Here is a 25,950-nt window from a genome sequence, read left to right as displayed (position 1 = left end):
GGTTCCGACATGCGGAGAGTCCCATGGCTGGTGGGAGCGTGATGAACTGGGGTTCGACCAGAGCGACGCAGGACATGCTGACCTTCGATCCTGAGGGCCTGACCTGGGCTCAGCGCGACGGCGACGCCTGCGTCGTCTGCCACAAGAGATGGCCGCGCCCGCGTGTGCGGGTGGGCCGCCTGCCCGACGACGCGCCCGTCCTCGCGTGCGCCGACTGCGCCGAGGCCCTCGTGCCCGCGCCCATGGCCACCGTCGTGGCCTTCCCGTCCCGCTGAACGCGCGCGGCCATCGCCCGCACGCGCGGCGAGAACGCCCCGGAACAGCGGGGAGGGCCTGGGGCACCTCTGAGCGGGCCGCGCCCGGCCGAGAACGGGGCGAGCCCGCGGCACCTTCCGCTGGGGCAGCGGCCCCATCTACTTCATGAGCTCCTGCCACCGCTTGACCCAGGTGGCGTAGTCCGTGCATTCCCCGTCGTCCGCGCGGCAATCACCGGGCGGGCGCACCGCGAACTTCACACGATCGAGCCGCTTGCCGTCGCCCATCCCGTACGTCCTGCACATCGCCCTGGCCCGCCCCTTGCACGCCTTCTCACTGGCGGGCGCCATGCCCGTCCACGCGGCGGCGTCGCGCTGCGCGTCGGCCGCGGTCACCCAGTTGAGCCACCGGTAGGCGCAGGTGGTGTCGGGCATGGACGAGGTGAGCATCCAGGAGTCGAGCCACCCGGTCGTCGTGCGCGTCTTGATGGTCTCGACCGGCACCCCGGCCTTCTGCAGGAGCGTCCGGTAGTAGGGGGTGACCTGGGCGTAGTCGAGCGCCCCCGTGGCGAACCCCTTGATCAGGTCGATCGGGTTGCGCCAGTAGGTGCGGTCCTTGTTGCGGTCGAGCAGCGCCGTCGCCTTGTCCAGGTCGGCCTCGCTCAGCTCGTACGGGTCCTTCGCCCCCTCGGCCAGCGCGGCGGCGGCGATCGTCAGCGGGCTGTCCCTGAGCGCCGACCGCGTCGAGGAGAACACGTCGTCGAGCCCTCCCCCGGCGTTGCGGTCGCGGACGAACTCGTCGTACGCCCACAGGTACGGCACCCCGTAGACCTTGCCGGAGACGGTGGTCATGTCGCGGAACCGCTTGTCGAGGTCGTTGTAGCCGCTCACCTTGGCCGGGTCGATGGGCTGCGCCTGCCCGCGCTGGATCAGGTCGGCGGCCAGCGCGGGACCGGCCGTGACGAGGTCGTAGGGCCGGTCGCCGACCCGGGCGGCCAGCTCTTCCGCGGTCTGCGCGATGTCGAGCCTGGCGATGCGGCAGCCGGTCTCCCGCTCGAACGAGCCCACCCAGTTGACCCGGGAGCTGACGCCGCCGTACTCGGCGTAGCCGCGGTAGGTGAGGATCTGCAGCGTGCCGTCGAGCTGGGTGGCGCTCGGCGTGGGCGTGGGGGTGGCGCTGCTCTTGGCGGTGGGGGTGGGCTTGGGCCGTACGGCCTGCTGCCCGGAGGCCGTACCTGCCGTGACGCCCGTGGAGGCCGTCGCGCCCACGCCCGCGACCAGCGCCGTCACGGCGAGCGCCAGGGCATAAGTACGACGACCGTTCACGATGTCCCCCCTTGTCGTCCCCCCTCATCCGTCGTGCTGGAGCTTACCGGGGAGGCGGGCGGGAGGACGCGCCGTTCCTCCCGCCGGTGAGCGCCGCTTACCCGTTCGTGGGGAAGCCCAGGTTCACGCCGCCGTGCGAGGGGTCGAGCCAGCGGGAGGTGACGACCTTGCCGCGGGTGTAGAAGTGCACGCCCTCGGTGCCGTGGACGTGGGTGTCGCCGAACAGCGACGCCTTCCAGCCGCCGAAGCTGTAGAAGGCCATGGGCACCGGGATCGGCACGTTGATGCCGATCATGCCCACCTCGACCTCGTTCTGGAAGCGCCGGGCCGCGCCGCCGTCGTTGGTGAAGATGGCGGTGCCGTTGCCGTATTGGCCGCTGTTGATGACCTTCAGGCCCTCCTCGTACGACGAGACGCGCACGATCGACAGCACCGGGCCGAAGATCTCGTCGGTGTGCACGCGCGACCCGACGGGCACGTGGTCGAGCACGGTCGGCCCGAGCCAGAAGCCGGGCGTCTCGGCCGCCTTGCCGCCGCCGAGCACGGGCGTCTCGCGGCCGTCCACGACCAGCTTGGCGCCCTCCTGGACGCCGAGGTCGAGGTAGGAGACCACCTTGTCGCGGTGCGGCCCGGTGACCAGCGGCCCCATGTCGGACTTGGGGTCGTCGCCGGGGCCGACCACGAGCCTGCCCACGCGTTCGACGATCTTCTCGACCAGCTCGTCGCCGATCGGCTCGACGGCCAGCACCACGGAGATCGCCATGCAGCGCTCCCCCGCCGAGCCGAACCCGGCGGATACCGCCGAGTCGGCCACCAGGTCGAGATCGGCGTCCGGCAGCACCAGCATGTGGTTCTTGGCGCCGCCGAGCGCCTGGACGCGCTTGCCGTGCGCGGTGCCGGTCTCGTAGACGTACTTGGCGATGGGGGTGGAGCCGACGAACGACACCGCGCGCACGTCGGGGTGTTCGAGCAGCCGGTCCACGCTCACCTTGTCGCCCTGCACGACGTTGAACACGCCGTCGGGCAGGCCGGCCTCCTGCCACAGCCGCGCCATGAGCAGCGAGGCCGACGGGTCGCGCTCCGACGGCTTGAGCACGAACGCGTTGCCGCAGGCGATCGCGATGGGGAACATCCACATCGGCACCATGGCGGGGAAGTTGAACGGCGTGATGCCGGCCACCACGCCCAGCGGCTGGCGGATCGAGTAGGAGTCGACCCGGGTCGAGACGCCCTCGGAGAAGCCGCCCTTGAGCAGGTGCGGGATGCCGCAGGCGAACTCCACGACCTCCAGGCCGCGGGCCACCTCGCCGAGCGCGTCGGAGTGCACCTTGCCGTGCTCGGAGGAGATGAGGGCGGCGAGCTCGTCGCGGTGGGCGTTCATCAGCTCGCGGAAGCGGAACAGCACCTGCGTGCGCTTGGTGAGCGAGGCGTCCCGCCAGGCGGGGAAGGCCGCCGCGGCGGCGGCGACGGCGGCGTCCACGTCGGCGACGGAGGCCAGCGCGACGTGGCCGCTCACCTCGCCGGTGGCGGGGTTGAAGATCTCGGCGGTACGCGTGTCGTCGCCCTCGACGAGTGCCCCGCCGATCCAGTGCTTGACGTGCTTGGTCTCTGCCATCACCGGTCCTTCGCCTCCGCGTCGATGGTCTCCAGGGCGGTGACGATGATGCCCAGGCCCTCGGTGGCCTCGTCCACGGTGAGGGTGAGCGGCGGCGCCATGCGGATGGCGGTGCCGTACAGGCCGCCCTTGCCGGCCAGCAGGCCCGCCTGCTTGGTCAGCTCCATGAAGCGGCCCGCCTGCTCGGGGCTCTCCAGCTCGACGGCGAACATCAGTCCCTTGCCGCGCACCTCCTTGACCACCGTCAGGCGCTCGGCGGCGGCCTTCAGGCCGCTCATGATGATCTCGCCGGTGCGCGCCGCGTTGGCCTGGAGGTCGTGGTCGAGCACGTAGTCGAGGGTGGCGTTGGCGGCGGCCATGGCGATGGGGTTGCCGCCGAAGGTGGACAGGCCCACCGCGTGGGGGGCGTCCATGAGGTCGCCGCGCGCCACGACGCCGCCCACCGCGAACCCGTTGCCGAGCCCCTTGGCGAACGTCATCATGTCGGGCGTCACCCCGTGGTTGCCGATGCCCCAGAACGAGCTGCCGGTCCGGCCCCAGCCGGTCTGCACCTCGTCGGAGATGAACAGGATGCCCTGCTCGTCCAGCACCTCCTTGTAGGCGGCGAACAGCCCGTCGGGCGCCATCGTGAAGCCGCCCACGCCCTGGATCGGCTCGGCGATCAGCGCGGCCACGTCGTTGGAGACGGAGGTGGCGAGGACGTGGCGCAGGTCGTCGACGCACGCCTTGATGTAGTCGGCGTCCGACAGGCCCCTGAACTGGGCCAGGTGCCTGTCGGTGCCGTGCAGGAAGTGCACGTTGAGCGGGGAGAGCGAGTTGTTCTTCCACGACCGGTTGGAGGTCACGCTGATCGCGCCGAAGCTGCGCCCGTGGTAGCTCTGCCGCATGGCGAGCACCTGGTCGCTCTTGCGCGCGTACGTGGCGAGCAGCAGCGCGGTCTCGTTGGCCTCGGTGCCGGAGTTGGTGAAGAACACCTTGGCGTTCGGGATGCCGGACAGCCTCGCGATCTTCTCGGCCAGCTCGATCTGCCCGCGCAGCAGGTAGACCGTACTGGTGTGGACGACCCCGGTGGCGAGCTGGCGTTCGACGGCCTCACGTACCTCGGGGACGTCATAGCCGATCATGTTGGTCAGGATGCCGGCGAAGAAGTCGAGGTAGCTCTTGCCGTTCGCGTCGGTGACGCGGTTGCCCTTGCCACTGACGATCTCGATGGGATCGTTGTAGTTGAGTGCCAGCCAGTTGGGCATCACTGCCCGATGGCGCGCGAGTAGGTCCGACATGTTGTCGAGTATCCCTTTCCGTTCCGGTGCCCTCCTACGTGCAACGTGTCGCCTAGCCGAGAAAATGCCTTACACCATGCAAACCCGCTGCCGTCAGACCGCGCTGCTCTCCTGGGCGGGCTCGGGAGCCGTCGCCTGCGGCGCCGGGCGCAGCACGCTGACCGCGAGCACGGCGGCGGCCACGCAGAACGCGGCGCCCACCCACGAGCCGAGGTGCATGGCGGAGGTGAACGCCTCGTTGGCGATGCCCGCGAACCCGGCGCTGTGCGCGCCGCCGATCGACTCCCTGGCGACCGCGGGCAGGTCGGCGGGCATCTCGGAGGTGTAGCGCCCGGCCAGCACGCTGCCCAGGACCGCGATGCTGAGCGCCATGCCGACCTGCTGCACGGTGTCGTTGAGCGCGGAGCCGACCCCGGCGTGCTGGACGGGGATGGCGCCCATGAGCGAGGAGTACGCCGACGGTCCCGCCAGTCCGCCGCCGATGCCCATGATCACCAGGCCGGTGAGCAGCGGCAGGTAGCCGGTGGTCAGCGCCATCACCACGAAGCCGCCGGCCATCAGCATCAGGCCGAGGCCGACGAGCGCCCGGTTGCTCAGCCGCTGCCCGAGCCCGGCGCCCACGCCGTTGAAGATCGCGGCGGCGACGGCATACGGCAGCATGGCCAGCCCGGCCTGCATCTCGCCGTAGCCCAGCACGAACTGCAGGTACTGGGTCAGCATGAGCATCACGGCGCCGGCGCCGAAGGACATGAGCAGGATCGAGAACGACGCGCCGCTGAAGTTGCGGCTGGCGAACAGGTGCAGCGGCAGCATCGGCTCGTCCCGCCTGCGCTCCCAGATGACGAACGCGGTCAGCGCGATCACCGCTGTCACGATGACCGGGATGTTCCATTCCCGCTCGATGATCACGTAGACGGCGGCGGTCAGGCCGACGATCGACAGCACCACGCCGACCGGGTCGATCCTGCGGGCGGGGCTGCGGCTCTCGGGCATCAGGACGACGGCGGCCACGATGGCGACCGCCGCCACCGGCACGTTCAGCAGGAAGATCGAGCCCCACCAGTAGTTCTCCAGCAGCAGGCCGCCCAGGGTGGGCCCCGACACCATGCCGACCAGGGCCACGGCACTCCAGGCGGCCATCGCCTTGCGCCGCTCGGCCTCGTCGAAGACCGTCATCAGGATCGACAGCGTGGACGGCATGACGAGCGAGCCGCCGACGCCCATGAGGAAGCGGGCGACGATGAGCTGCCAGGGCTCGGTGACGATCACGGCGAGCAGGGACGCGCCGCCGAAGAACACCAGGCCGATGATCAGCATGCGGCGGCGGCCGTACTTGTCGGACAGGCTGCCCGCGGTGATCAGCAGGCCGGCGAAGGCCAGCACGTACGCGTCGAGGATCCACTGGATGTCCGACGGCGTCGCGCCCATCTCCTGGTTGAGGGACGGGATGGCCAGGTTGAGGACGGTGTTGTCGATGACCAGGACGAGCAGTGCCAGGCAGAGCGCGCCGAGAATCCACCAGCGGCGCGGGTCTCGTACAGTGTTCGAGTTCACTCGCACACTGTACGACAGTACTCGCACAGTGTGCGAGTGGATTTATCCTTAGGCCATGAGCAGCAAGCCGTTCTCCTCCGTCTGGCTCCGCGAGCCCCGCAAGAGCGCCGCCGCCCCGGGGCGCAGCAGGGAGGAGATCGTGGCCGCCGCCGTCGAGCTGCTCGACCAGGAGGGCCTGAGCGGCCTGAGCATGCGCAAGCTCGGCGCCCGGCTGGGCGCCGGTGCCACGAGCCTCTACTGGTACGTCGCCAACAAGGACGAGCTGCTCGAACTCGCCTACGACCAGGTGTGGGGCGAGATCATCGTGCCCGACCCCGACGACGTGGGCTGGCGTGACGCCGTCTCCGCGCTGGCCTACGGCATGCGCGCGACGATCCTGCGCCACCCGTGGTCGGCCGACCTGATCGGCCGCCTGCCCGCGCTCGGGCCCAACTCGATGCGGGTCGGCGACCGCATCCGCCGCATCTTCAAGGCCGCCGGCTTCCAGGGCCTGGACATCGACTTCTGCGGCTCCACGCTCACCGCGTACGTGTTCGGCATGACGATCCCCGAGATCGCCTGGAGGACCAGCATGGGCGACAAGGACATCGGGCAGATGCGCGACACCGTGCGCGAGGCCGCCGCAGCGCACCCCGAGATGCTGGAGGGCGTCGACACGCTCGCCGACGGCGATCCCGACACCGTGCGCCGGTTGTCGTTCGACTTCGGGCTCGTGTCGTTGCTCGACGGTCTTGAGCGGCGGCGTGCCTCGTAGCAGTATCCCGGCATGAGCGATTTCCGTGCCGCCCGCGACTTCCTTCTCGCCGCCGACCCCGAAACCGCAAGGCGCGACTTCCGCTGGCCGAGACCGGCCGAGTTCAACTGGGCGCTCGACTGGTTCGACGGGGTGCTGGCCGCCGAGACCCCCGAGACCATCGCTCTCAAGATCGTCGGCGAGAGCAGCGCCGTCTACACCTTCGCCGAGCTGTCGGCCCGCTCCAACCAGGTCGCCAACTGGCTGCACGAGCAGGGCGTGCGCAGGGGCGACCGGATCCTGCTCATGCTCGGCAACCAGGCCGAGCTGTGGGAGGCGCTGCTCGCCGCGATGAAGCTGGGCGCGGTCATCATCCCGGCCACCACGCTGCTCACCGCCAAGGACGTCGCCGAACGCATCAGGCGCGGCGGGGTGTCCCACGTCATCGCGAACGCCGCCGACGCGGGCAAGTTCGAGGCCGGCGAGTACACGAAGATCGCCGTGGGCGACGCGTTCGGCTGGCTGCCGTACCACGAGGCGTACGAGGCGAGCACGAGCTTCACCCCCGACGCGCCCACCAAGGCGGGCGACACGCTGCTGCTCTACTTCACCTCCGGCACCACCTCACAGCCGAAGCTGGTCGAGCACACCCACGCCTCCTACCCCGCCGGCCACCTGTCCACGATGTACTGGATCGGCATCAAGCCGGGCGACGTGCACCTCAACGTCTCCTCGCCGGGCTGGGCCAAGCACGCCTGGAGCAACGTCTTCGCCCCCTGGAACGCCGGCGCGACCGTGCTCATCCACGACTACCGCCGTTTCTCCGCACCCGCGCTGCTCGAAGTGCTGCGCGACGAGCGGGTGACCACGTTCTGCGCGCCGCCGACGGTGTGGCGGATGCTCATCCAGGAGGACCTCGCCGCCTGGAAGCTGCCGCTGCGCACGGCCGTGGCCGCGGGCGAGCCGCTCAACCCCGAGATCATCGACCAGGTCGCCAAGGCGTGGGGCATCACGATCAGGGACGGCTACGGCCAGACGGAGACCACGGCGCAGATCGGCAACGCCCCGGGCGAGCAGGTCAAGCCGGGCTCCATGGGGCGGCCGCTGCCCGGCTACGAGGTCGTGCTGCTCGATCCGGTCACCGGTGAGCCGGGCGACGACGGGGAGATCTGCCTGCCGCTGGACGACCGCCGCCCTCTCGGCCTCATGTCCGGATATGTCGGCGGATCGGGTGATGCGATGCGCGGCGGCTACTACCACACCGGCGACGTCGCCACCCGCGACGCGGACGGCTACATCACGTACGTGGGCAGGACCGACGACGTCTTCAAGGCGTCCGACTACCGCATCTCACCCTTCGAGCTGGAGAGCGTGCTGCTGGAGCACCCGGCCGTGGCCGAGGCCGCCGTGGTGCCCGCCCCCGACCCGGTGCGCCTGGCGGTGCCGAAGGCGTTCATCCTGCTGGCCCCCGGCTACGAGCCCTCCGAGGAGACCGCCAGGTCGATCTTCGAGCACTCCCGCAGGGAGCTGGCGCCGTACAAGCGGGTGCGGCGGCTGGAGTTCGACGACCTGCCGAAGACGATCTCCGGCAAGATCCGCCGCGTCGAGCTGCGCGTACGCGAACCTCGCCGGGAATATCGCGAAGAAGACCTCAACCCATGACAAGGGCGACAAAGTGTCATGTGCCCCGTGGGCGTTCTTACAAGATGATCGGCTAGGCTCTGCCCCGTGCTCCCCACCATCGCCGACGTGCTCGCCCTGGAGACCGTGCGCCGGGGCAACCCGCGCGTAGTCGCCGGCGCCGACCGCCTCGACACCAAGGTGCGGTGGGTGCACGTCGGCGAGATCGCCGACATCGCTCATCTCCTACGCGGCGGCGAGCTCGTTCTCACCACGGGCGTCGCCCTGCCCGAGGACCCCGAGAAGCTCGCCGACTACATCGGCGAGCTTTCCTCTGTCGGGGCCTCCGGGCTGGTCGTGGAGCTGGGCCGCAGGTTCGTCCGCGAGCTGCCGCGCGCGGTGATCAAGGCGGCGGAGGAGCACGGGCTGCCGGTCATCGTGCTCACCAGGGAGACGCCGTTCGTGCAGATCACCGAATCGGTCCACTCCCGGATCATCGACATCCAGCTCGAGGAGCTGCGTGCCTCCGAGCAGCTGCACGAGGTCTTCACCGAGCTGTCGGTCGAAGGCGCGTCGCCCGCCGAGGTGCTGGCGCAGGTGGCCCGGCTGTCCGGCCGTCCCGTGCTGCTGGAGAACCTCGCGCACCAGGTGCTCGCCTGCGAGGCCGCCGGCCGCGACGCCGGCGAGCTGCTGGCCGGGTGGGAGACCAGGTCGCGGGCGGTCGCGCCGGCCGAGCGCACCGCCTACGATCCGGCCTCCGGCTGGCTGGTCACCACGGTCGGCGCGCGCGGACAGGACTGGGGGCGGCTCATCCTGCTCTGCGACAGCAAGCCCTCGCCGCGCGACATGGTGCTCGCCGAGCGCGCCGCCACCACGCTCGCCCTCGGCCGCCTGCTGGAGCGCCACCAGGAGTCGCTCGAACGCCAGGCGCACGGCACGATCATCACCGGCATCCTCACCCACGCCTACGCCGACCCCGACGAGGCCGCCGCCCGCGCCCGCGCGGTGGGCGTGCCGCTCACCGGGCGCCGGCTGATCAGCGTGGTCATCCGGCCCACCGAGCACATCGACCAGGCGCTCGACGGACAGGCGCGGCTCGGCGAGCTGGCCGAATGCACCGCCGCCGCCTGCCGCGACGCCCGCCTGCCCGCCCTGGTGGGCGCGCTCGACCAGGACCGCGTCGGCGTGCTGCTGCCTCTTCCGCCGCGCACCCAGGCCGAGCCGGCGCTGACCGCGCTGGCCGAGCGGCTGCGCGGGCTGTGTCCGGGCGCCGCGTTCGTGCTGGCGGCCGGCTCTGTCGTCGAGTCCATCAAGGACGTACGCCGCAGCTTCCTCGAAGCCGAGCAGGTCGCCGAGGTGGCGGTCCGCCAGCCCGACGGGCGCCCCTACTACCGCCTGCCCGACCTGCGCCTGCGCGGCCTGCTCCACCTGCTGCGCGACGACGCGCGGCTGCAGACGTTCGCCGAGCGCGAGCTGGGCCCGCTGCTCGCCCACGACGCGCAGCGCGGCGGCGACCTGACCCGCATCCTGCGCATCTACCTCGACTGCGGGCGCAACAAGGCGGTCGCCGCCCAGAAGGCCCACCTGTCCAGGCCCGCCTTCTACGACCGGCTTCGCCGCCTGGAACGCATCCTCGACACCGACCTCGACGACGTCGAGTCCTGCCTGTCGCTGCACGTGGCGCTGCTGGCCCTGGAGTCGTTCCGCCGAGAGGCCCGCTGACGCGCTTGCCGGGTGGCCCGCTCTGGATGGACGGCCCGCCGACGGCGGCGAGCCCGAGGGGGACGAACCGTCGGTGGGCCGATCCGGGCGGTGCCTTCAGAAGCCCATGGCCTGGCGCACCTCCTCCAGCGTCCGCACCGCGCGCTCGCGCGCCCGCTCGTTGCCCTCGGCCAGGATCCGGCGCACGTCACCTTCGTCCAGCTCGGCCCGGCGCTTCCTGATCGGCCGCAGGAACTCGTTGACCGCCTCCGTGGTCACCCGCTTGAGCTCGGCCGCGCCGCGGTCGCCGATCTCCTCGGCCAGCTCGCGCGGCGAGCGGCCCAGGCACAGCCCGGCCAGCGTGAGCAGGTTGGCCACCTCGGGGCGGCGCTCTTCGTCGAAGGTGATGTGCCGGTCGGAGTCCGTACGGGCCTTGCGGATGAGAGCGGCGGTCTCGTCCTCGGTGGCCGACAGGGCGATGGCGTTGCCCCTGCTCTTGCTCATCTTGCCGCCGTCGAGCCCCTTGAGCAGCGGCTGCTCGCCCATCAGGGCCTGCGGGAGCGGGAACACCGGGCCGTAGCGCTCGTTGAAGCGCCGCGCCACCAGCCGCGTCACCTCCACGTGCGGGAGCTGGTCCTTGCCCACCGGCACCAGCGTGCCCTTACAGAACAGGATGTCGGCCGCCTGGTGCACCGGATAGGTGAACATCAGCCCGCTCACCGCGCGCTGCGAGCTGTGCGCGATCTCGTCCTTCACCGTGGGGTTGCGCTGCAGCTCCGCCACCGAGACCAGGCTCAGGAAGGGCAGCAGGAGCTGGTTCAGCTCGGGGATCGCGCTGTGCTGGAAGATCACCGCCCGCGCGGGGTCGATGCCGACGGCGAGGTAGTCCAGCACCAGCTCCGTGGTGTTGCGCCGGATCTCACCGGGGGTGTCGCGGTCGGTGATCACCTGGTAGTCGGCGACCAGCACGTACATGGGATATCGGCCCTGCAGCTCGACCCGGTTGGCCAGGGAGCCGAAGTAGTGGCCGAGGTGGAGCGGCCCTGTCGGGCGGTCACCGGTCAGAACGACGTCGTTCATGATCTCTCTCCTGGGTCTCGATGCCGTCCCGGAGAGGACCTGCGTGGTGGCGGGCCGTCTCTGGGACGGCCCCCGCATGGCGAATCAGCGGCCGTCTCTCGGCCGCCACCACATGCGGAAACAAGTCATGTACGCAGGATATCGGAGGTCGGTGTGGATCTCGTAATTTTCCTGAGCCAATTGGCGTGTTCGCCTGCCTTGCGGGGTTTGATCTCGCCAGTATGGTGCGGTCCCTTGTACCGCCCTCTGGAGAGTTCATGTCTCGACGCACCCTCGCAGGCGGCCTCGCTTTAGCCGTCGCGATCACCCTCACGGCGCTGCCCGCCAACGCGGAACAGCGCACGGTACGGTTCCCGTCGGCGAAGTTCCCGCTGGGCGCGCGGCCCGTACCGACCAAGACGGTGACCGCCGTGGCCAAGGGCATCGATCTGTACGACGTCCAGGCAGGCAAGGCCACCGACGGATACACGCTGACCGTCCTGATGCCCAGCGGACGCGACTACGGCATGCAGCACACGGCCGAGGCCGTGGCCGCCGAGGTCGAAGCCGCCGGTGAGACGCCCAGCGTGCAGGAGGTCGTCAGGCCGAGCGTCGCCGACGCGCCCTCGCAGACCGTCTACATGGTGCGCGTCGGCATGTGGCCGCTGAAAGACAAGAAGAAGGCCGAGAAGGCCGCCAAGAAGCTGAAGGAGGCCGGGCTCAAGGTCAAGGTCGACTACCTCGGCGACGACGGGCTGCAGACCACCGGCCCGTGGAGCGCCAAGGTCGTCATGATCGACTCCCGGGTGTTCCGCGGCTCGTACGCCGCCTCGCTCGGCAGGAGCGTCGCCAAGCGCGAGACCGTCTCGTCCATGGTCAAGGCGAGCAAGGCCCTCGTCGGCGTCAACGGCGGCTTCTTCAACATCCACACCGCCAAGGCGCTGCGCGGCGAGCCGGTCGGCGCGTCCGTGGTCGGCGGCAAGCTGCTGAGCGAGGCCGTTCCCGGCCGCTCGGCGGTCGTGCTCAAGGGCCGTACCGCGAAGATCACCGAGCTGCGGACCGACGTCACCGCCATCTCCCAGGACGGCTCCAAGGTCAAGGTCAACGGCGTGAACCGGGCTCCCGCCACCGACGAGCTGATCCTCTACACCGAGGAGTGGGGCGCCAAGACCCCCACCGGCGGCACCGACGCGGTCATCGACGCGAACGGCAAGGTCATCGGCCTGCGCGCCTCCGGTGCCGCCGTCGCCGCAGGGACGCGCGTGCTGCACGCCAACGGCCTGGCCGCCGACTGGGTCAACGAGCACGCCTGGGAGAACTGGACCGTCAAGATAGTCACGCAGGTCGTGGACCTGCGTACCAGGCGGCCGCTCAAGCTCACCCCCGACCTGCACGTCATCGCCGGCGGCGTCGGCCTGGTCCGCAACGGCAAGGTGAAGATCACCGCCAAGCGCGACGGCCACGACTCGGTCAACATGATCCTGCGCCGCCACCCGCGCACCCTCCTCGGCACGACCCGCAACGGCAGCCTCATCCTCGCCACCATCGACGGCCGCCGGCCCGGCGAGAGCGTCGGCGCGAACTTCCATGAGGCCGCCCAGTTCATGCGCTGGCTCGGCGCCACCCAGGCGATCAACCTGGACGGCGGCGGCTCGACGGCCATGGTGGTCGGCAAGAAGGTGGTCAACCGTCCGTCGGACGGCCGGGAACGCGCGGTCGGCGACGCCCTCCTGGTCCTGCCCGAGTGACTGTTGCCGCAAGGACCCGCACCACCGCGTGCGGGTCCCTTTGTGCGTCCTCCGGTCAGTCCTCGTCCGGGTGGACGAGCAGCGCGAAGGTGCGAGCGTAGGAGAAACCGCGCTGCGGGCGCGGCCAGTCGAGCTCGGCCAGCGCCCGCGAGGCCGCCTCGTGCCCGACCCCGCCGACGCGGACCTCCGCGACCTCCGAGCCCTCGCCGCCGCCGAAGACCAGCTTGACGCCCACCAGGAGCTCGCGGTCGAACGTGCCCTTGAGCACCGGCGCCAGGTGAGGCAGCAGCGGGTGCTGGACGGCCCACATCTGGACGGCGTCGTGCTCATCACCGACGCCCCAGCCGTTGATGCCGCCGTGGATGACATGCCAGCCGGGCAGCCCGCCGGGGTCGCCGGGGGCGAAGTGGACGGCGTGGGAGCCGTCCTGGACGAGGAGTTCGAGCACGGCGCTGCCGGTCGTGCCCAGCCACATGCGCACGGCCTGGTCGGCGACCTGCTCAGGGGTGGAGCCGTAGCCGGTCACGCAGTCGGAGATCGTGGTCTCGCGCGGCCGGTTGACGTTGAGCACGAAGTCGAGGTCCAGGTGGGAAGGGTGGCCGGTGTGGTCGGCCCCGAGCACGACCGCGAGCGTGCCCGGCCCCTTGGCCATGCCGTCACGCACCTCCCAAGGCGCGCCCATCGCGGCGCTGAGCTGGTCGGCGACCAGGCCGAGCACCATGTCGTCCGCCGGTCGTCCACCGTCCATGCCCTGTCCCTCCGATCGGGTCCGTTTGATCGGCAGCCAGGCTAGCGGCCATCGCCTTATTCCGCATTTGCACCAATCGACTGTGATGACCGGTATGTGGCGGTATGAACGGCATCTCCACCAACGCCGAGCCGCGCTTCGCCCGCTTCTTCGCCTGTGTGGGCTCGACCGTTCTTCGCCTGTGCGGGCAAGTCCGGCACCGCTACCGGCCCCGTTCGTCTCAGTGACCTGAGGAGGCCGCCACTGGGCCGTTCGACGTCGAGGCGGCTGGGCGCTAAGCCCGTTCCGTCCAGTACGCGAGCTGCTCCCTCGTCGACCGCGTCGCCGGATGGTCGGGACCGAGCACGCGTTCCCTGATCGGCAGCAGCGCCGCGTACTGATCGCGCGCCGCAGCGGGATCGCCCGCCCGCCCAATCCAGTAGGCCAGGTTGGCGCGGGCGGTGAGCGTGTCGGGGTGCTCGGACCCGGAGACCCGCTCGCGTACCGGGAGCAAGGCCGCGTACTGATCGCGCGCCGCCACTGGATCGCCCAGCTCACCCGTCCACCGGGCCAGCTCGTGCCGGACGGTCAACGTGTCAGGATGCTCGGCACCCGACACCCGCTCCCGAACCACCAGCAACCCCGCATACATGTCCCTGGCCGCCACCACATCCCCCAACTCACCCGTCCACCGCGCCAACTCATGCCGCACCGTCAACGTATCGGGATGCTCGGCACCCGACACCCGCTGCCGGATCGCCAGCAGGTTCGCGTACTGCCGCCGGGCCGCCGCCGCGTCACCCAGCTCGCCGGTCCAGCGGGCCAGCTCGTGGCGGGCGGTCAGCGTGGACGGATGCTCCGGGCCCAGCCGTCCCGCGAGCGCCTCGCCGATCTCCTCGTACAGCGCCCGGGCCGTCCGGTAGTCGCCGCTGGCCCCCAGGTACTGCGCCGTCTTGCCGGTCCCGGCCGACATCGGCGTGAGCACGGTCAGGATGTGCGGCAGCAGCTCGGCGTACCGTGGCCAGCCGGCGGGGTCGGCCGGGTCATCGGGCAGCACCGACTCCAGGAGCATGGCGGCCACGTCCCGCCACCGCTGCTGCTCCTGCGGCGGCAACCGGTCAAGGGTGACGGCCTGCACCAGCCGGTGCACCGACGCCATGCCGTCCGCCGGGTGGCTGATCAGGCTGTGCCCGCGCAGCGCGCTCACCGCCGCGTTCACGGCCAGCGGGTCGCTCGGCAGCTCCTGCAACGCCATCACCGCACTCAGCCAGGGCCGCAGCTCGCGTACCCGCCGCAGCCGCCTGCCCGGCAGCCGCCCGTACGCACGCTGCCGCCGCACATCGGCCGCGAGCACCTCGCGCGGCGCCCGTCCGTCCAGCGGCGACAGCAGCAGCTGGTACGGGATCGGCTCGTGCGAGCAGCAGGACAGCACCCGCAGCAGCGCGATCGCCTGCGGGCTGGTCCGCGCCAGGTTGTCGAACGACAGCTGCCACGTCGTCGTGATCCGCTCCCGATAGCCCCACGGCTGCCCCTGGCCCAGCAGCTCGGCCCGCTGGTCGTGCAGCAGCTCCAGGTACTCGGCAGGGCGCAGCCCCGTCTCCGCCATGAACGCCGCCGCCTGCTCCAGCGCCAGCGGCAGCGCGCCCAGCTCCACCGCCACCGCCGCGGCGCTCACCGCGTCCTCCTGCCCTGACCGCGCCAGCACCAGGTCCACCGCCGGATCCGGATCCAGCACCGGCAACTCCAGCCCCTGCTCCGGCGGCCAGCTTCCCGACCTGCTGGTGACCAGCACATGCCCCGGTCCCGCCGGTGGCAGGAAGCGCCGCACCGTGTCCGCGTCGGGCGCGTTGTCGAAGATGAGCAGCCAGGGTTCGGGACTCGCCGCCAGCGCCGCGTGCACCTGATCCACCGGGTCGGCCGGGTCCTCCGTCTCCCGCACCCCGAGCAGCGCCGCCAGCCGGGCGAACGCCACCGACAGCACCGCCGCGTCCGTGGCCGGCAGTTGCCAGACGAGCCGGTAGTCGTTCTGGTGGCGGTGGGCGTACTCGACGGCCACGCTCGTCTTGCCGACGCCGCCCAGCCCGTAGATCACCACCACGCACGGCCGCCCCGGCCCTCGCCGCAACCGCCGCCCGACCTCGGCCACCACCTCCTCCCTGCCCAGCAGCAGGGGCGTCCGGGGTGCGAGCTGCACCGGCCGCGTCGGCACCTGCGGCCGAGGCTCCACCCGTACGTCGCCCGCGACGTCCACCCGCCCCACGTTCACGGCGGTCGCCCCGTCCCCCGTCAGCGCCACGCCGGGATTGTCCCCTTCGACAGATATGGAACGTTCCACGGCGCTGGATGAATCGGCTGTCTCGTCACGCACCCCTCTCGACGCCCGTACGACCACCATCGTCACCACCATCAACCCCACACCCCCGACGGCGATGCTGAGCAAGCTGTCCATTTCGTCCAGCACCCCGAGCAGGTTGCCGGGCGTCCCGAACATCCCGGCGACGATGTCCACAACCCCCGCGAGCACGAGCGTGCACGCAACCGGTGCGACCGTCCACGCAAGGACGCGCATCCACCGGCGCCGCCGCCTCACCTGCGCCGATACCCGGTCCGAAGAGCGAGAAGGAGTCACACACCCAGAGTGACCGGGCCGCGTGCCCCCCGCCACCGGAAGTCCACCATGCCCGAAAAGCGCCCCCAGCCCCCACCCCAAACCATCGCCCTTGAGTCCCGGCCATCAGGACCGCCCAAGCCCCCAACCCGCCGCAGCGCCCACAAGCCCCGCCGCACCCCACCCCACAGGCCCGAGCGGCGCAACCCAGCCCTCGCCGCCACACAGCCGAAGCACCTCACTAGTAGAGAGCAGGCCGTCCACACCCACAGAGCCTCGAACGCCAGCCGAGCCCGACCGCCCGGAACCCCCACACCACCAACCCGGCTTCCGAACAGCCTCGCGCGACACAAGCCGCCCCAGAGCAGCCTCATGGGGCTCCCATCGACCCGCCCGAAGCGCCCGCCATCAGCCCCCCACCAGCAGCAGATGAGGCCGGACCGCGGCAGCTTTGGGCGACCACGTCACCGAGAAACCACCCAGCCACACACGCACGCAACCGACCACGAGGGCGGGGCGGAGGCGCGACAGCGGCCCAGCCCGTGCCCCCACGCCCCACGCCCGCGCGCTCGCGCGCACCGGCCACACACCCACGGCCACAAACACACCACAGGCACGCAGCCACAAACACCACAAACACACCGAACAACCAACCCAGCACCAGCGCCGGCCACCCAATAACCCCGACCCACCCACACCAGCCAAAAACCCGAGACACACAAAACAAACCCCCACCACACACCCCACACAAAAACCAGCACACACAAAAAAGCCCAGGCATGCAAAAGAGGGGCTCCGACACCACAACAGATGCCAGAACCCCACCCCCAACACACACAAAAAAGAGGGGCCTTGGTATCCGAAACCAGATACCAAGACCCCTCTCATCAAAGATTGTCCGGCGGTGACCTACTCTCCCACACCCTCCCGAGTGCAGTACCATCGGCGCTGAGAAGCTTAACTTCCGGGTTCGGAATGTAACCGGGTGTTTCCTTCCCGCCATAACCGCCGTAACCCCACGAAACAGCACACCATTTGCTGTCTCAGAATTGCCTAGTGAACGCGAGCAAAAGCTTTGTGGTCAAGTCCTCGGCCTATTAGTACCGGTCAGCTCCACACGTTACCGCGCTTCCACCTCCGGCCTATCAACCCGGTCATCACCCGGGAGCCTTACCCCACAACGTGGGTGGGAGACCTCATCTCAAGGCGAGCTTCCCGCTTAGATGCCTTCAGCGGTTATCCCTTCCGAACGTAGCCAACCAGCCGTGCACCTGGCGGTACAACTGGCACACCAGAGGTTCGTCCGTCCCGGTCCTCTCGTACTAGGGACAGCCCCTTTCAAGTCTCCTACGCGCGCAGCGGATAGGGACCGAACTGTCTCGCGACGTTCTAAACCCAGCTCGCGTACCGCTTTAATGGGCGAACAGCCCAACCCTTGGGACCTACTCCAGCCCCAGGATGCGACGAGCCGACATCGAGGTGCCAAACCATCCCGTCGATATGGACTCTTGGGGAAGATCAGCCTGTTATCCCCGGGGTACCTTTTAGCCGTTGAGCGACACCGCTTCCACACGCCGATGCCGGATCACTAGTCCCAGCTTTCGCTCCTGCTCGACCCGTCAGTCTCACAGTCAAGCTCCCTTGTGCACTTACACTCAACACCTGATTGCCAACCAGGCTGAGGGAACCTTTGGGCGCCTCCGTTACCCTTTAGGAGGCAACCGCCCCAGTTAAACTACCCACCAGACACTGTCCCCGATCCGGATCACGGACCAGAGTTAGACGTTCAAAACGACCAGAGTGGTATTTCACCAACGACTCCACCCGAACTAGCGTCCGAGCTTCCCAGTCTCCCACCTATCCTACACAAGACGCTCCAAACGCCAATGTCAAGCTGTAGTGAAGGTCCCGGGGTCTTTCCGTCCTGCTGCGCGTAACGAGCATCTTTACTCGTAGTGCAATTTCGCCGGGTCTGCGGTTGAGACAGCGGGGAAGTCGTTACGCCATTCGTGCAGGTCGGAACTTACCCGACAAGGAATTTCGCTACCTTAGGATGGTTATAGTTACCACCGCCGTTTACCGGCGCTTAAGTTCTCACCTTCGCCAACTTACGTCAGCTAAGCGGTCCCCTTAACGTTCCGGCACCGGGCAGGCGTCAGTCCGTATACATCGTCTTACGACTTCGCACGGACCTGTGTTTTTAGTAAACAGTCGCTTCCCCCTGGCCACTGCGACCCCCACCAGCTCCAGCAGCAAGTGCCATCACCAGCAGAGGTCCCCCTTCTCCCGAAGTTACGGGGGCAATTTGCCGAGTTCCTTAACCACAGTTCACCCGATCGCCTTAGTATTCTCTACCTGACCACCTGAGTCGGTTTAGGGTACGGGCCGCCACAACACTCACTAGAGGCTTTTCTCGGCAGCATAGGATCATCCACTTCACCACAATCGGCTCGGCATCACATCTCAGGCAAAAGGAACGCGGATTTGCCTACGTTCCGCCCTACATGCTTACCCCAGGACAACCATCGCCTGGGCTGGACTACCTTCCTGCGTCACCCCATCGTTTACCTACTACCCAATCAGGCCGAGCGTTCAGCCTCACCCCAATCCCGAAGGACCGAGGGACTTAAGGACTCTTAGTATCAAGGGGTTCAGTATGGGCGCGTTGAAGCGGGTACGGGAATATCAACCCGTTGTCCATCGACTACGCCTGTCGGCCTCGCCTTAGGTCCCGACTTACCCTGGGCGGATTAACCTGGCCCAGGAACCCTTGGTCATCCGGCGCGAGGGTTTCTCACCCTCGATTCGCTACTCATGCCTGCATTCTCACTCGCACAGCCTCCACAACTAGATCACTCTGCTGCTTCACCGGCTGCACGACGCTCCCCTACCCACCAACAGAACCCGAAGATCCTGTCAGTGCCACGACTTCGGCGGTGTGCTTGAGCCCCGCTACATTGTCGGCGCAGAATCACTTGACCAGTGAGCTATTACGCACTCTTTCAAGGATGGCTGCTTCTAAGCCAACCTCCTGGTTGTCTCTGCGACTCCACATCCTTTCCCACTTAGCACACGCTTAGGGGCCTTAGTCGGTGATCTGGGCTGTTTCCCTCTCGACTACGAACCTTATCGCCCGCAGTCTCACTGCCACGCTCTCACTTACCGGCATTCGGAGTTTGGCTGACGTCAGTAACCTTGTCGGGCCCATCGGCCATCCAGTGCTCTACCTCCGGCAAGAAACACGCAACGCTGCACCTAAATGCATTTCGGGGAGAACCAGCTATCACGGAGTTTGATTGGCCTTTCACCCCTACACACAGATCATCCCCCAGGTTTTCAACCCTGGTGGGTTCGGTCCTCCACCCAGTCTTACCTGAGCTTCAACCTGCCCATGCGTAGATCACCCCGCTTCGGGTCTACAGCATGCGACTCAAACGCCCTCTTCAGACTCGCTTTCGCTACGGCTCCCCCACACGGGTTAACCTCGCCACACACCATAACTCGCAGGCTCATTCTTCAAAAGGCACGCAGTCACATCACAGCTGAGCAAGCCCAGCTAAGCTCCTACGGCTTGTAGGCACACGGTTTCAGGTACTCTTTCACAACCCCTCACCGGGGCACTTTTCACCTTTCCCTCACGGTACTCGTGCACTATCGGTCACCAGGGAGTATTTAGGCTTACCAGGTGGTCCTGGCAGATTCACACAGGATTCCTCGAGCCCCGTGCTACTTGGGATCCCCTCCAACAGTCCATCCAATTTCGCCTACCCGGCTCTCACGGTCTACGGCGCCCCTTCCCAGAGGCTTCAGCTATCAGACGGATTTATCACTGCTCGTGGCTCCGGCAGAAGCCACCGGAAGGTCCCACAACCCCGAACATGCAACGCCTGCCGGCTATCACACACGCCCGGTTTAGCCTCATCCGCTTTCGCTCACCACTACTCACGGAATCACTATTGTTTTCTCTTCCTACGGGTACTGAGATGTTTCACTTCCCCGCGTTACCACCAACCGCCCTATACATTCAGGCGGAGGCAACACCACATGACTGGTGCTAGGTTTCCCCATTCGGACATCCCCGGATCAACGTCTGGTTGGCGACTCCCCGAGGCTTATCGCAGCCTCCCACGTCCTTCATCGGCTCCTGATGCCAAGGCATCCACCGTGTGCCCTAAAAAACTTGGCCACAAAGATGCTCGCGTCCACTATGCAAATCTCAAACAACAAACAGCGACTCCAGACCCCACCATCAGCACAACACCGACGATGTTCGCTGGCCCTGTCTCCAAGGAACCGGTCGCCCGTTTCCTCAGGACCCAACAGTGTGCCCAAGCTCCCCGAGCCCCCGCACGCCCGTTCCCACTCCCAGCCCCCTTAGAGGATGGGCGGTACTAGCACGCCGACAACCCGGCAAACCTGAATAACCAGTGCTCCACTAGTGAGCTGTCACCCCACCACACGAACGGTGATGCAAGGTGAAAAGGCTCCTTAGAAAGGAGGTGATCCAGCCGCACCTTCCGGTACGGCTACCTTGTTACGACTTCGTCCCAATCGCCAGCCCCACCTTCGACCGCTCCCCCCACAAGGGTTGGGCCACGGGCTTCGGGTGTTGCCGACTTTCGTGACGTGACGGGCGGTGTGTACAAGGCCCGGGAACGTATTCACCGCAGCATTGCTGATCTGCGATTACTAGCGACTCCGACTTCATGGGGTCGAGTTGCAGACCCCAATCCGAACTGAGACCGGCTTTTAGGGATTCGCTCCACCTCACGGTATCGCAGCCCTCTGTACCGGCCATTGTAGCATGTTTGCAGCCCAAGACATAAGGGGCATGATGACTTGACGTCATCCCCACCTTCCTCCGAGTTGACCCCGGCAGTCCCCCATGAGTCCCCAACCCTCCGAAGAGGTTGCTGGCAACATGGAGCAAGGGTTGCGCTCGTTGCGGGACTTAACCCAACATCTCACGACACGAGCTGACGACAGCCATGCACCACCTGTCACCCAGCCCAAAAGGGAAACCCCATCTCTGAGGCGGTCCGGGTGATGTCAAACCTTGGTAAGGTTCTTCGCGTTGCGTCGAATTAAGCAACATGCTCCGCCGCTTGTGCGGGCCCCCGTCAATTCCTTTGAGTTTTAGCCTTGCGGCCGTACTCCCCAGGCGGGGCGCTTAATGCGTTAGCTCCGGCACGGAGATCGTGGAAGACCCCCACACCTAGCGCCCAACGTTTACAGCGTGGACTACCAGGGTATCTAATCCTGTTCGCTCCCCACGCTTTCGCTCCTCAGCGTCAGGTAAGGCCCAGCAAGCCGCCTTCGCCACCGGTGTTCCTCCTGATATCTGCGCATTTCACCGCTACACCAGGAATTCCACTTGCCCCTACCTACCTCTAGCCGGCCCGTATCCACCGCAGACCCGCAGTTAAGCTGCGGGCTTTCACGGCAGACGCGACCAGCCACCTACGAGCTCTTTACGCCCAATAATTCCGGACAACGCTTGCGCCCTACGTATTACCGCGGCTGCTGGCACGTAGTTCAGCCGGCGCTTCTTCTGCAGGTACACGTCAACTTCGTCCCTGCTGAAAGAGGTTTACAACCCGAAGGCCGTCATCCCCCACGCGGCGTCGCTGCGTCAGGCTTCCGCCCATTGCGCAATATTCCCCACTGCTGCCTCCCGTAGGAGTCTGGGCCGTGTCTCAGTCCCAGTGTGGCCGGTCGCCCTCTCAGGCCGGCTACCCGTCGTCGCCTTGGTAGGCCACTACCCCACCAACAAGCTGATAGGCCGCGAGCCCATCCCCAACCGAAAAAACTTTCCACCACCAGACCATGCGATCGGTGGTCGTATCCGGTATTAGACCCAGTTTCCCAGGCTTATCCCAGAGTCAGGGGCAGGTTGCTCACGTGTTACTCACCCGTTCGCCGCTCGAGTACCCCCGAAGGGGCCTTTCCGCTCGACTTGCATGTGTTAAGCACGCCGCCAGCGTTCGTCCTGAGCCAGGATCAAACTCTCCAAACAATGTCTGGAAAACAATCCCAGCCGGCATCAACAACATTGATGCCAACTAAAAGGAATCCACGTCATGGAAACATGACGGGGTAATGCATCATGCACTGGCTTTTAACACACTGTTGAGTTCTCAAGAAACGGACGCGTACATCCCCGACCGAAACCACATCCGCGATCCCGGCGGCGGAGGCGTTCACTCCGTTCGTTTTGTTGTGTCTTAATCTTTTCAGCCGCCCCGAGCCCTGTCAAATTGACCCGACTCGAACGACTTGCCAAGAATTAAGCCGCGTCCCCTTTCGGAGACAACCCCTCTAAGTTACCAGCCGTTCCGAGTGCACGCGCACGTGTCACCGGAGTGGTGATCTCTTAGGAGGTGGTCCCCGAGTGAGTCCGGCGATCACCGCCGTTCCCTTGGGACTGGTGAACTCTATGTACGCCTCCCGGAACCGTCAAATCGGCGGTGCGCCCCTGCGTCACGGGTAAGTACGGGGCGTGCTTGATCAATCCGTGCCCCGGGCGGTGATCATCCTGGTCGGCCTGGCCGCCGGGGTGATCGTGCTCTTCGGCATCCGCGAGGTCTCCTCCATCGCCGGCCCCGTGGTACTGGCGCTCGTGCTCGTCATCGCGGTCTCCCCGGTACGCGGCTGGCTGGCCCGCCGGCACGCCCCGACCTGGCTCCAGGTCGCCGTGCCCTTCGCCATCGTCGTCCTGATACTGCTCGCCATGGTCGGCATCGTCACCATCTCGGCCACCCAGCTCGCCTACCTGCTGCCCACGTACACCGACCAGTTCCAGCAGCTCGTGGCCGACGCTCAGCGCTGGGCCTCGGAGCACGGCGTGGGGACCGACGTGCTGAACAGGGCGTTGCAGGCGTTCGACCCCGGCAGGGTGCTGGAGCTGGTGCAGGTCCTGCTCGGCAGCCTGATCGGCGTGCTGTCGGCGCTCTTCCTCATCGTGGTGCTGCTGCTGGCGATGTCGCTCGACGCTCCGGTCACCTCGAAAGTGCTCACCGCGGGCGAGGGAAACCGGCCGCACATGGTGACGGCGCTGGCCACGTTCGCGCACAAGACCCGGCGTTATCTGATCGTCTCCACCGTCTTCGGGTTGATCAACGCGATTCTCGACATGATCGCACTGTCATTGTTGGACGTGCCGCTGCCGCTGCTGTGGGGCGTGCTGGCGCTGATCGCCAATTACATCCCCAACATCGGTTTCGTGATCAGCCTGCTGCCGCCGGCCATGCTCGCCCTGCTGGACGGCGGGGTGCGGACGATGCTGCTGGTCATCGGCGCGTACATCGTCATCAACGTCGTCACGCAGTCGTTCATTCTGCCGAAATTCCTGGGTGACGCCGTTGGGCTTTCCACGACGATGACGTTCATCTCGCTGATCGTGTGGACTTTCGTGCTCGGGCCGCTCGGTGCGATTCTCGCCATTCCGCTGAGCCTGCTGACACGGGCGTTGCTGATTGACAGCGACCCGAGCGCGAAATGGGTGCAGGGGCTCGTTTCCGGAAAACGGCCGGTGTCGGGGAAGAAGTGAGGGCCTAAAGAAGGCCCCTCATCGGTCCGCCGCTCAGCCGCCGCACGTCGTTGGCCATGTGGGCCTGGTCGGTGTAGCCGGCCGTGGCGGCGACCTGGGCCAGCGGCAGGCCGGCGCGGGCCAGGCGGAGCGCGTGCTGGAAGCGGACGATGCGCTGGAGCGTCTTGGGCGAATAGCCGAACGCCGCCACGCTGCGGCGGCGTAGCTGGCGCTCGCTGAAGCCGAGCGACCAGGCGACCTCGCTGACCGCCTTCCCCTGGCGCAGCCCTTCCGCGATGGCGGGAGCGGCCGGGTCCAGATCCTGGCCTGCGTGCCCGCAATCGGGATCGAGCAGGCGGCGCTGGACGGCCGCACGCAGGGCATGCAGCCGCGCCTGTGCGGTGTCGATGGGGCCGTCGGTCAGCTCGCGAATGAAGGCGTGACCGCCTGGCAGGTCCGCCAGCGGTACGCGGCTGTCGAGCAGGTCGGCGAGCGGTACGCCGAAGAACGCGCCGACCGCGCCCGGCCTGAACCGCACCCCGATGAGGATCTCGCCCGTCCCGATGGTGGCCGGTATGGGCCCGGTGTCAGGGCCCGCCACGAACGGCCCGTCGTCGCCCCAGATCAGATCGACGCAGGCATCGGGCACCACGAGCACGGTCTCGGCTTCCGTGCCCTCCCCTGCTCCGGCTGGGCCTTGTGCGCCGAACCGATCCGCGGCTCTCGTGGCGTCCTGTGCACGGGACTGTTCTCCTGTTTCCCCTGCTGCCCGTGCGCCGGACTGCGCGCGGCCCACGCGCTCGCCCTCTCGGGAGGGGGACGCCTGCCGAACTGACCGGCCCGCGACAGCCGCAACCGCCTGCCGAGCGTCACCGACCGCCGCCGCGCTCACCCCTCGCCGCGCGTCCCCGCCCGCCGCGCCCACCTCTCGCCACGCGTCGCCGCCCGCAAGTGCCAGGACGGCCGAGCCAACGCCCTCCGCCGCGCGGGCCGGGGAGGAAACGCCGGAGGAAGCGGAAGTGCCGAGAGCCAGGGCATCATGCGCGAAGGCGTCGGAGGCGTCGGAGGCGTCGGAGACGTCGGAGACGTCGGAGACGTCGGAGACGACGAGGTCAGAGGACGAAACGCCGCAGGCGACGGGGCCAGAGGCCGGAGCGCCGGAGGCGGCGGCATCCAGCGTGTCGCTGGTGCGGAGCCACTCGCAGGCGAGGCGCCCCGCGAGGCCCGGTGACGGCGGCCGTTCGGCGTACATGCCTCCAACGTACGCCGCCCCTCCGACAGATCGCCTTACGGCAGATCGGCCAGCCTCCCGTACGCCTGCAGCGTCCTGAGCCGCTGGACGGTGATGTAACCGCCCCACTCATGCTCGACCAGCGGCGTCCACATCGGCCAGTTCGCCCCCCAGCCGCCTTCTTCTGACTGGGCGGCGAGCAGCGCGTCGAGGTGGGCGTCCAGCAGGTCTTGGGAAAAGAGCGGCAGCGGCGACGGGCGGGGCGCGAAGTCGAGCGGGTGGTGGACGTGGCCGGGCGCGGACAGGTCGTAGGTGACGGTGCCGAGGAGGGTGTCGCGCAGCCGGTCGAACTCGGCAAGCGCGCGTTCCCGGTCGGGGACGTGGCTCAGGAAGGCCAGCACGGCCATGGCGTCGTACGGACCGGGCTCTTTGAGGTCGGCGAGCCGCGCCCAGCAGAACGCGGTGGCCCCGTCCAGCCACGGATGCGTGATGCCGTGTTTGTGCAGCAGTCCCGCGATCGGCGCGGTGGGCACGAGGGCGCCGGGCGGGTCGTCGTCCGTCTGCCACCAGGGGGCGTGCGGCGCGTCGCGGACAGTCGGCAGCACCCAGGGCACCCCGCCGTCGGGCGTGGTCACGGAGGCGAGGTAGTCGCAGGCGGCGGGCACCATCGGCGAGTCGAAGGCGTCCAGCTCGTCCAGGATCCACAGTGCCACCTCGACGGGTTCCGGCTGGCTGGCCGCCCCGCGCAGGTCGGGTTCGAGCGCGTGGCCGAAGCCGCCGTCGGGGTTCTGGTAGGCGCGCAGTGCGTGCAGCACCGGCTCGCGCGGGCCGCCTCGGAAGAGCGCCTGGAAGCGCAGCCTGTCGATGAGGCGTCCGTGGTGCAGCAGGTAGTGCTCGGCACGGTCGAGTACGTCCATGAGGGCCTCCTGTCGTGGACCTCCGACGCTAACGGGGCCGCCCGGCCGT

At 68.0% G+C, this 25,950-nt stretch carries 15 protein-coding genes and 3 rRNA genes; 6 read left to right on the top strand and 12 right to left on the bottom strand.

Going from position 1 to position 25,950, the window contains the following annotated elements; translation table 11 throughout:
• Window positions 1–23 precede the first annotated feature (23 nt).
• A complete protein-coding gene (locus ACFMQL_RS22765; protein ID WP_364070835.1) occupies window positions 24–275 on the top strand; it encodes a hypothetical protein in 252 nt (83 codons plus the stop codon).
• Between the two features lie 138 nt (window positions 276–413).
• Here the strand turns inward: ACFMQL_RS22765 and ACFMQL_RS22760 are convergent, their stop codons facing one another.
• The 4 genes from ACFMQL_RS22760 to ACFMQL_RS22745 form a co-directional block, all read right to left on the bottom strand.
• Complete coding sequence (locus ACFMQL_RS22760) at window positions 414–1,580, bottom strand: extracellular solute-binding protein (RefSeq protein ID WP_378786947.1); 1,167 nt, start codon at window positions 1,578–1,580, stop codon at window positions 414–416.
• 97 nt (window positions 1,581–1,677) lie between these two features.
• Window positions 1,678–3,195: a CoA-acylating methylmalonate-semialdehyde dehydrogenase gene (locus ACFMQL_RS22755; protein ID WP_364070830.1), complete on the bottom strand. Its 1,518-nt coding sequence runs from the start codon at window positions 3,193–3,195 to the stop codon at window positions 1,678–1,680.
• Complete coding sequence (locus ACFMQL_RS22750) at window positions 3,195–4,475, bottom strand: aspartate aminotransferase family protein (protein ID WP_364070827.1); 1,281 nt, start codon at window positions 4,473–4,475, stop codon at window positions 3,195–3,197. The genes ACFMQL_RS22755 and ACFMQL_RS22750 overlap by 1 nt, the downstream gene beginning before the upstream one ends.
• Before the next feature lie 93 nt (window positions 4,476–4,568).
• The gene (locus ACFMQL_RS22745; protein WP_364070824.1) at window positions 4,569–6,029 is read right to left on the bottom strand and encodes an MFS transporter; all 1,461 of its coding nucleotides are present in this window, start codon (window positions 6,027–6,029) and stop codon (window positions 4,569–4,571) included.
• 55 nt (window positions 6,030–6,084) lie between these two features.
• Here ACFMQL_RS22745 and ACFMQL_RS22740 point away from each other — a divergent pair, with 55 nt between their 5' ends.
• The 3 genes from ACFMQL_RS22740 (at window position 6,085) to ACFMQL_RS22730 (ending at window position 10,104) form a co-directional block, all read left to right on the top strand.
• The gene (locus ACFMQL_RS22740) at window positions 6,085–6,783 is read left to right on the top strand and encodes a TetR/AcrR family transcriptional regulator C-terminal domain-containing protein (RefSeq protein ID WP_364070821.1); all 699 of its coding nucleotides are present in this window, start codon (window positions 6,085–6,087) and stop codon (window positions 6,781–6,783) included.
• A gap of 12 nt (window positions 6,784–6,795) precedes the next feature.
• Window positions 6,796–8,424, top strand: a complete 1,629-nt coding sequence (locus ACFMQL_RS22735) for an AMP-binding protein (protein ID WP_364070819.1) — start codon at window positions 6,796–6,798, stop codon at window positions 8,422–8,424.
• A 66-nt stretch (window positions 8,425–8,490) separates the two neighbouring features.
• Entirely contained in the window at window positions 8,491–10,104 is a 1,614-nt protein-coding gene (locus tag ACFMQL_RS22730; protein WP_364070816.1) for a PucR family transcriptional regulator ligand-binding domain-containing protein, read from the top strand.
• Between the two features lie 96 nt (window positions 10,105–10,200).
• Here ACFMQL_RS22730 and trpS read toward each other — a convergent pair whose 3' ends face one another.
• A complete protein-coding gene (gene trpS / locus ACFMQL_RS22725; RefSeq protein ID WP_364070813.1) occupies window positions 10,201–11,163 on the bottom strand; it encodes a tryptophan--tRNA ligase in 963 nt (320 codons plus the stop codon).
• Window positions 11,164–11,420: 257 nt separating this feature from the next.
• On the opposite strand from trpS, the gene ACFMQL_RS22720 reads away from it, so the two are divergent.
• The gene (locus ACFMQL_RS22720) at window positions 11,421–12,890 is read left to right on the top strand and encodes a phosphodiester glycosidase family protein (protein WP_364070810.1); all 1,470 of its coding nucleotides are present in this window, start codon (window positions 11,421–11,423) and stop codon (window positions 12,888–12,890) included.
• Between the two features lie 55 nt (window positions 12,891–12,945).
• Here ACFMQL_RS22720 and ACFMQL_RS22715 read toward each other — a convergent pair whose 3' ends face one another.
• The 5 genes from ACFMQL_RS22715 to ACFMQL_RS22695 form a co-directional block, all read right to left on the bottom strand.
• On the bottom strand, window positions 12,946–13,638 hold the full coding sequence (locus tag ACFMQL_RS22715) for a DUF6348 family protein (RefSeq protein ID WP_378786942.1): 693 nt from the start codon (window positions 13,636–13,638) through the stop codon (window positions 12,946–12,948).
• A 274-nt stretch (window positions 13,639–13,912) separates the two neighbouring features.
• A complete protein-coding gene (locus tag ACFMQL_RS22710) occupies window positions 13,913–16,141 on the bottom strand; it encodes a tetratricopeptide repeat protein (RefSeq protein ID WP_378786940.1) in 2,229 nt (742 codons plus the stop codon).
• Between the two features lie 980 nt (window positions 16,142–17,121).
• Window positions 17,122–17,238 (bottom strand): 5S ribosomal RNA (gene rrf / locus ACFMQL_RS22705).
• Between the two features lie 64 nt (window positions 17,239–17,302).
• Window positions 17,303–20,411: ribosomal RNA gene (locus tag ACFMQL_RS22700) — 23S ribosomal RNA — on the bottom strand.
• A gap of 306 nt (window positions 20,412–20,717) precedes the next feature.
• Window positions 20,718–22,241, bottom strand: a 16S ribosomal RNA gene (locus tag ACFMQL_RS22695).
• The 16S, 23S and 5S rRNA genes sit together here, the layout of an rRNA operon.
• Before the next feature lie 483 nt (window positions 22,242–22,724).
• Between ACFMQL_RS22695 and ACFMQL_RS22690 the strand changes: the two genes are divergently transcribed.
• A complete protein-coding gene (locus tag ACFMQL_RS22690; protein WP_378786938.1) occupies window positions 22,725–23,774 on the top strand; it encodes an AI-2E family transporter in 1,050 nt (349 codons plus the stop codon).
• A gap of 4 nt (window positions 23,775–23,778) precedes the next feature.
• Here the strand turns inward: ACFMQL_RS22690 and ACFMQL_RS22685 are convergent, their stop codons facing one another.
• Both ACFMQL_RS22685 and ACFMQL_RS22680 read right to left on the bottom strand, forming a co-directional pair.
• Entirely contained in the window at window positions 23,779–24,411 is a 633-nt protein-coding gene (locus tag ACFMQL_RS22685; RefSeq protein ID WP_378786936.1) for a helix-turn-helix domain-containing protein, read from the bottom strand.
• A gap of 629 nt (window positions 24,412–25,040) precedes the next feature.
• Entirely contained in the window at window positions 25,041–25,901 is an 861-nt protein-coding gene (locus tag ACFMQL_RS22680; RefSeq protein ID WP_378786934.1) for a hypothetical protein, read from the bottom strand.
• Between the last annotated feature and the right edge of the window lie 49 nt (window positions 25,902–25,950).

This window comes from Nonomuraea fastidiosa, assembly GCF_042751225.1.
Lineage (GTDB): Bacteria > Actinomycetota > Actinomycetes > Streptosporangiales > Streptosporangiaceae > Nonomuraea > Nonomuraea fastidiosa.
Note: the sequence above shows the minus strand (reverse complement) of the source record. Positions and strands in the feature narration are given on the sequence as shown.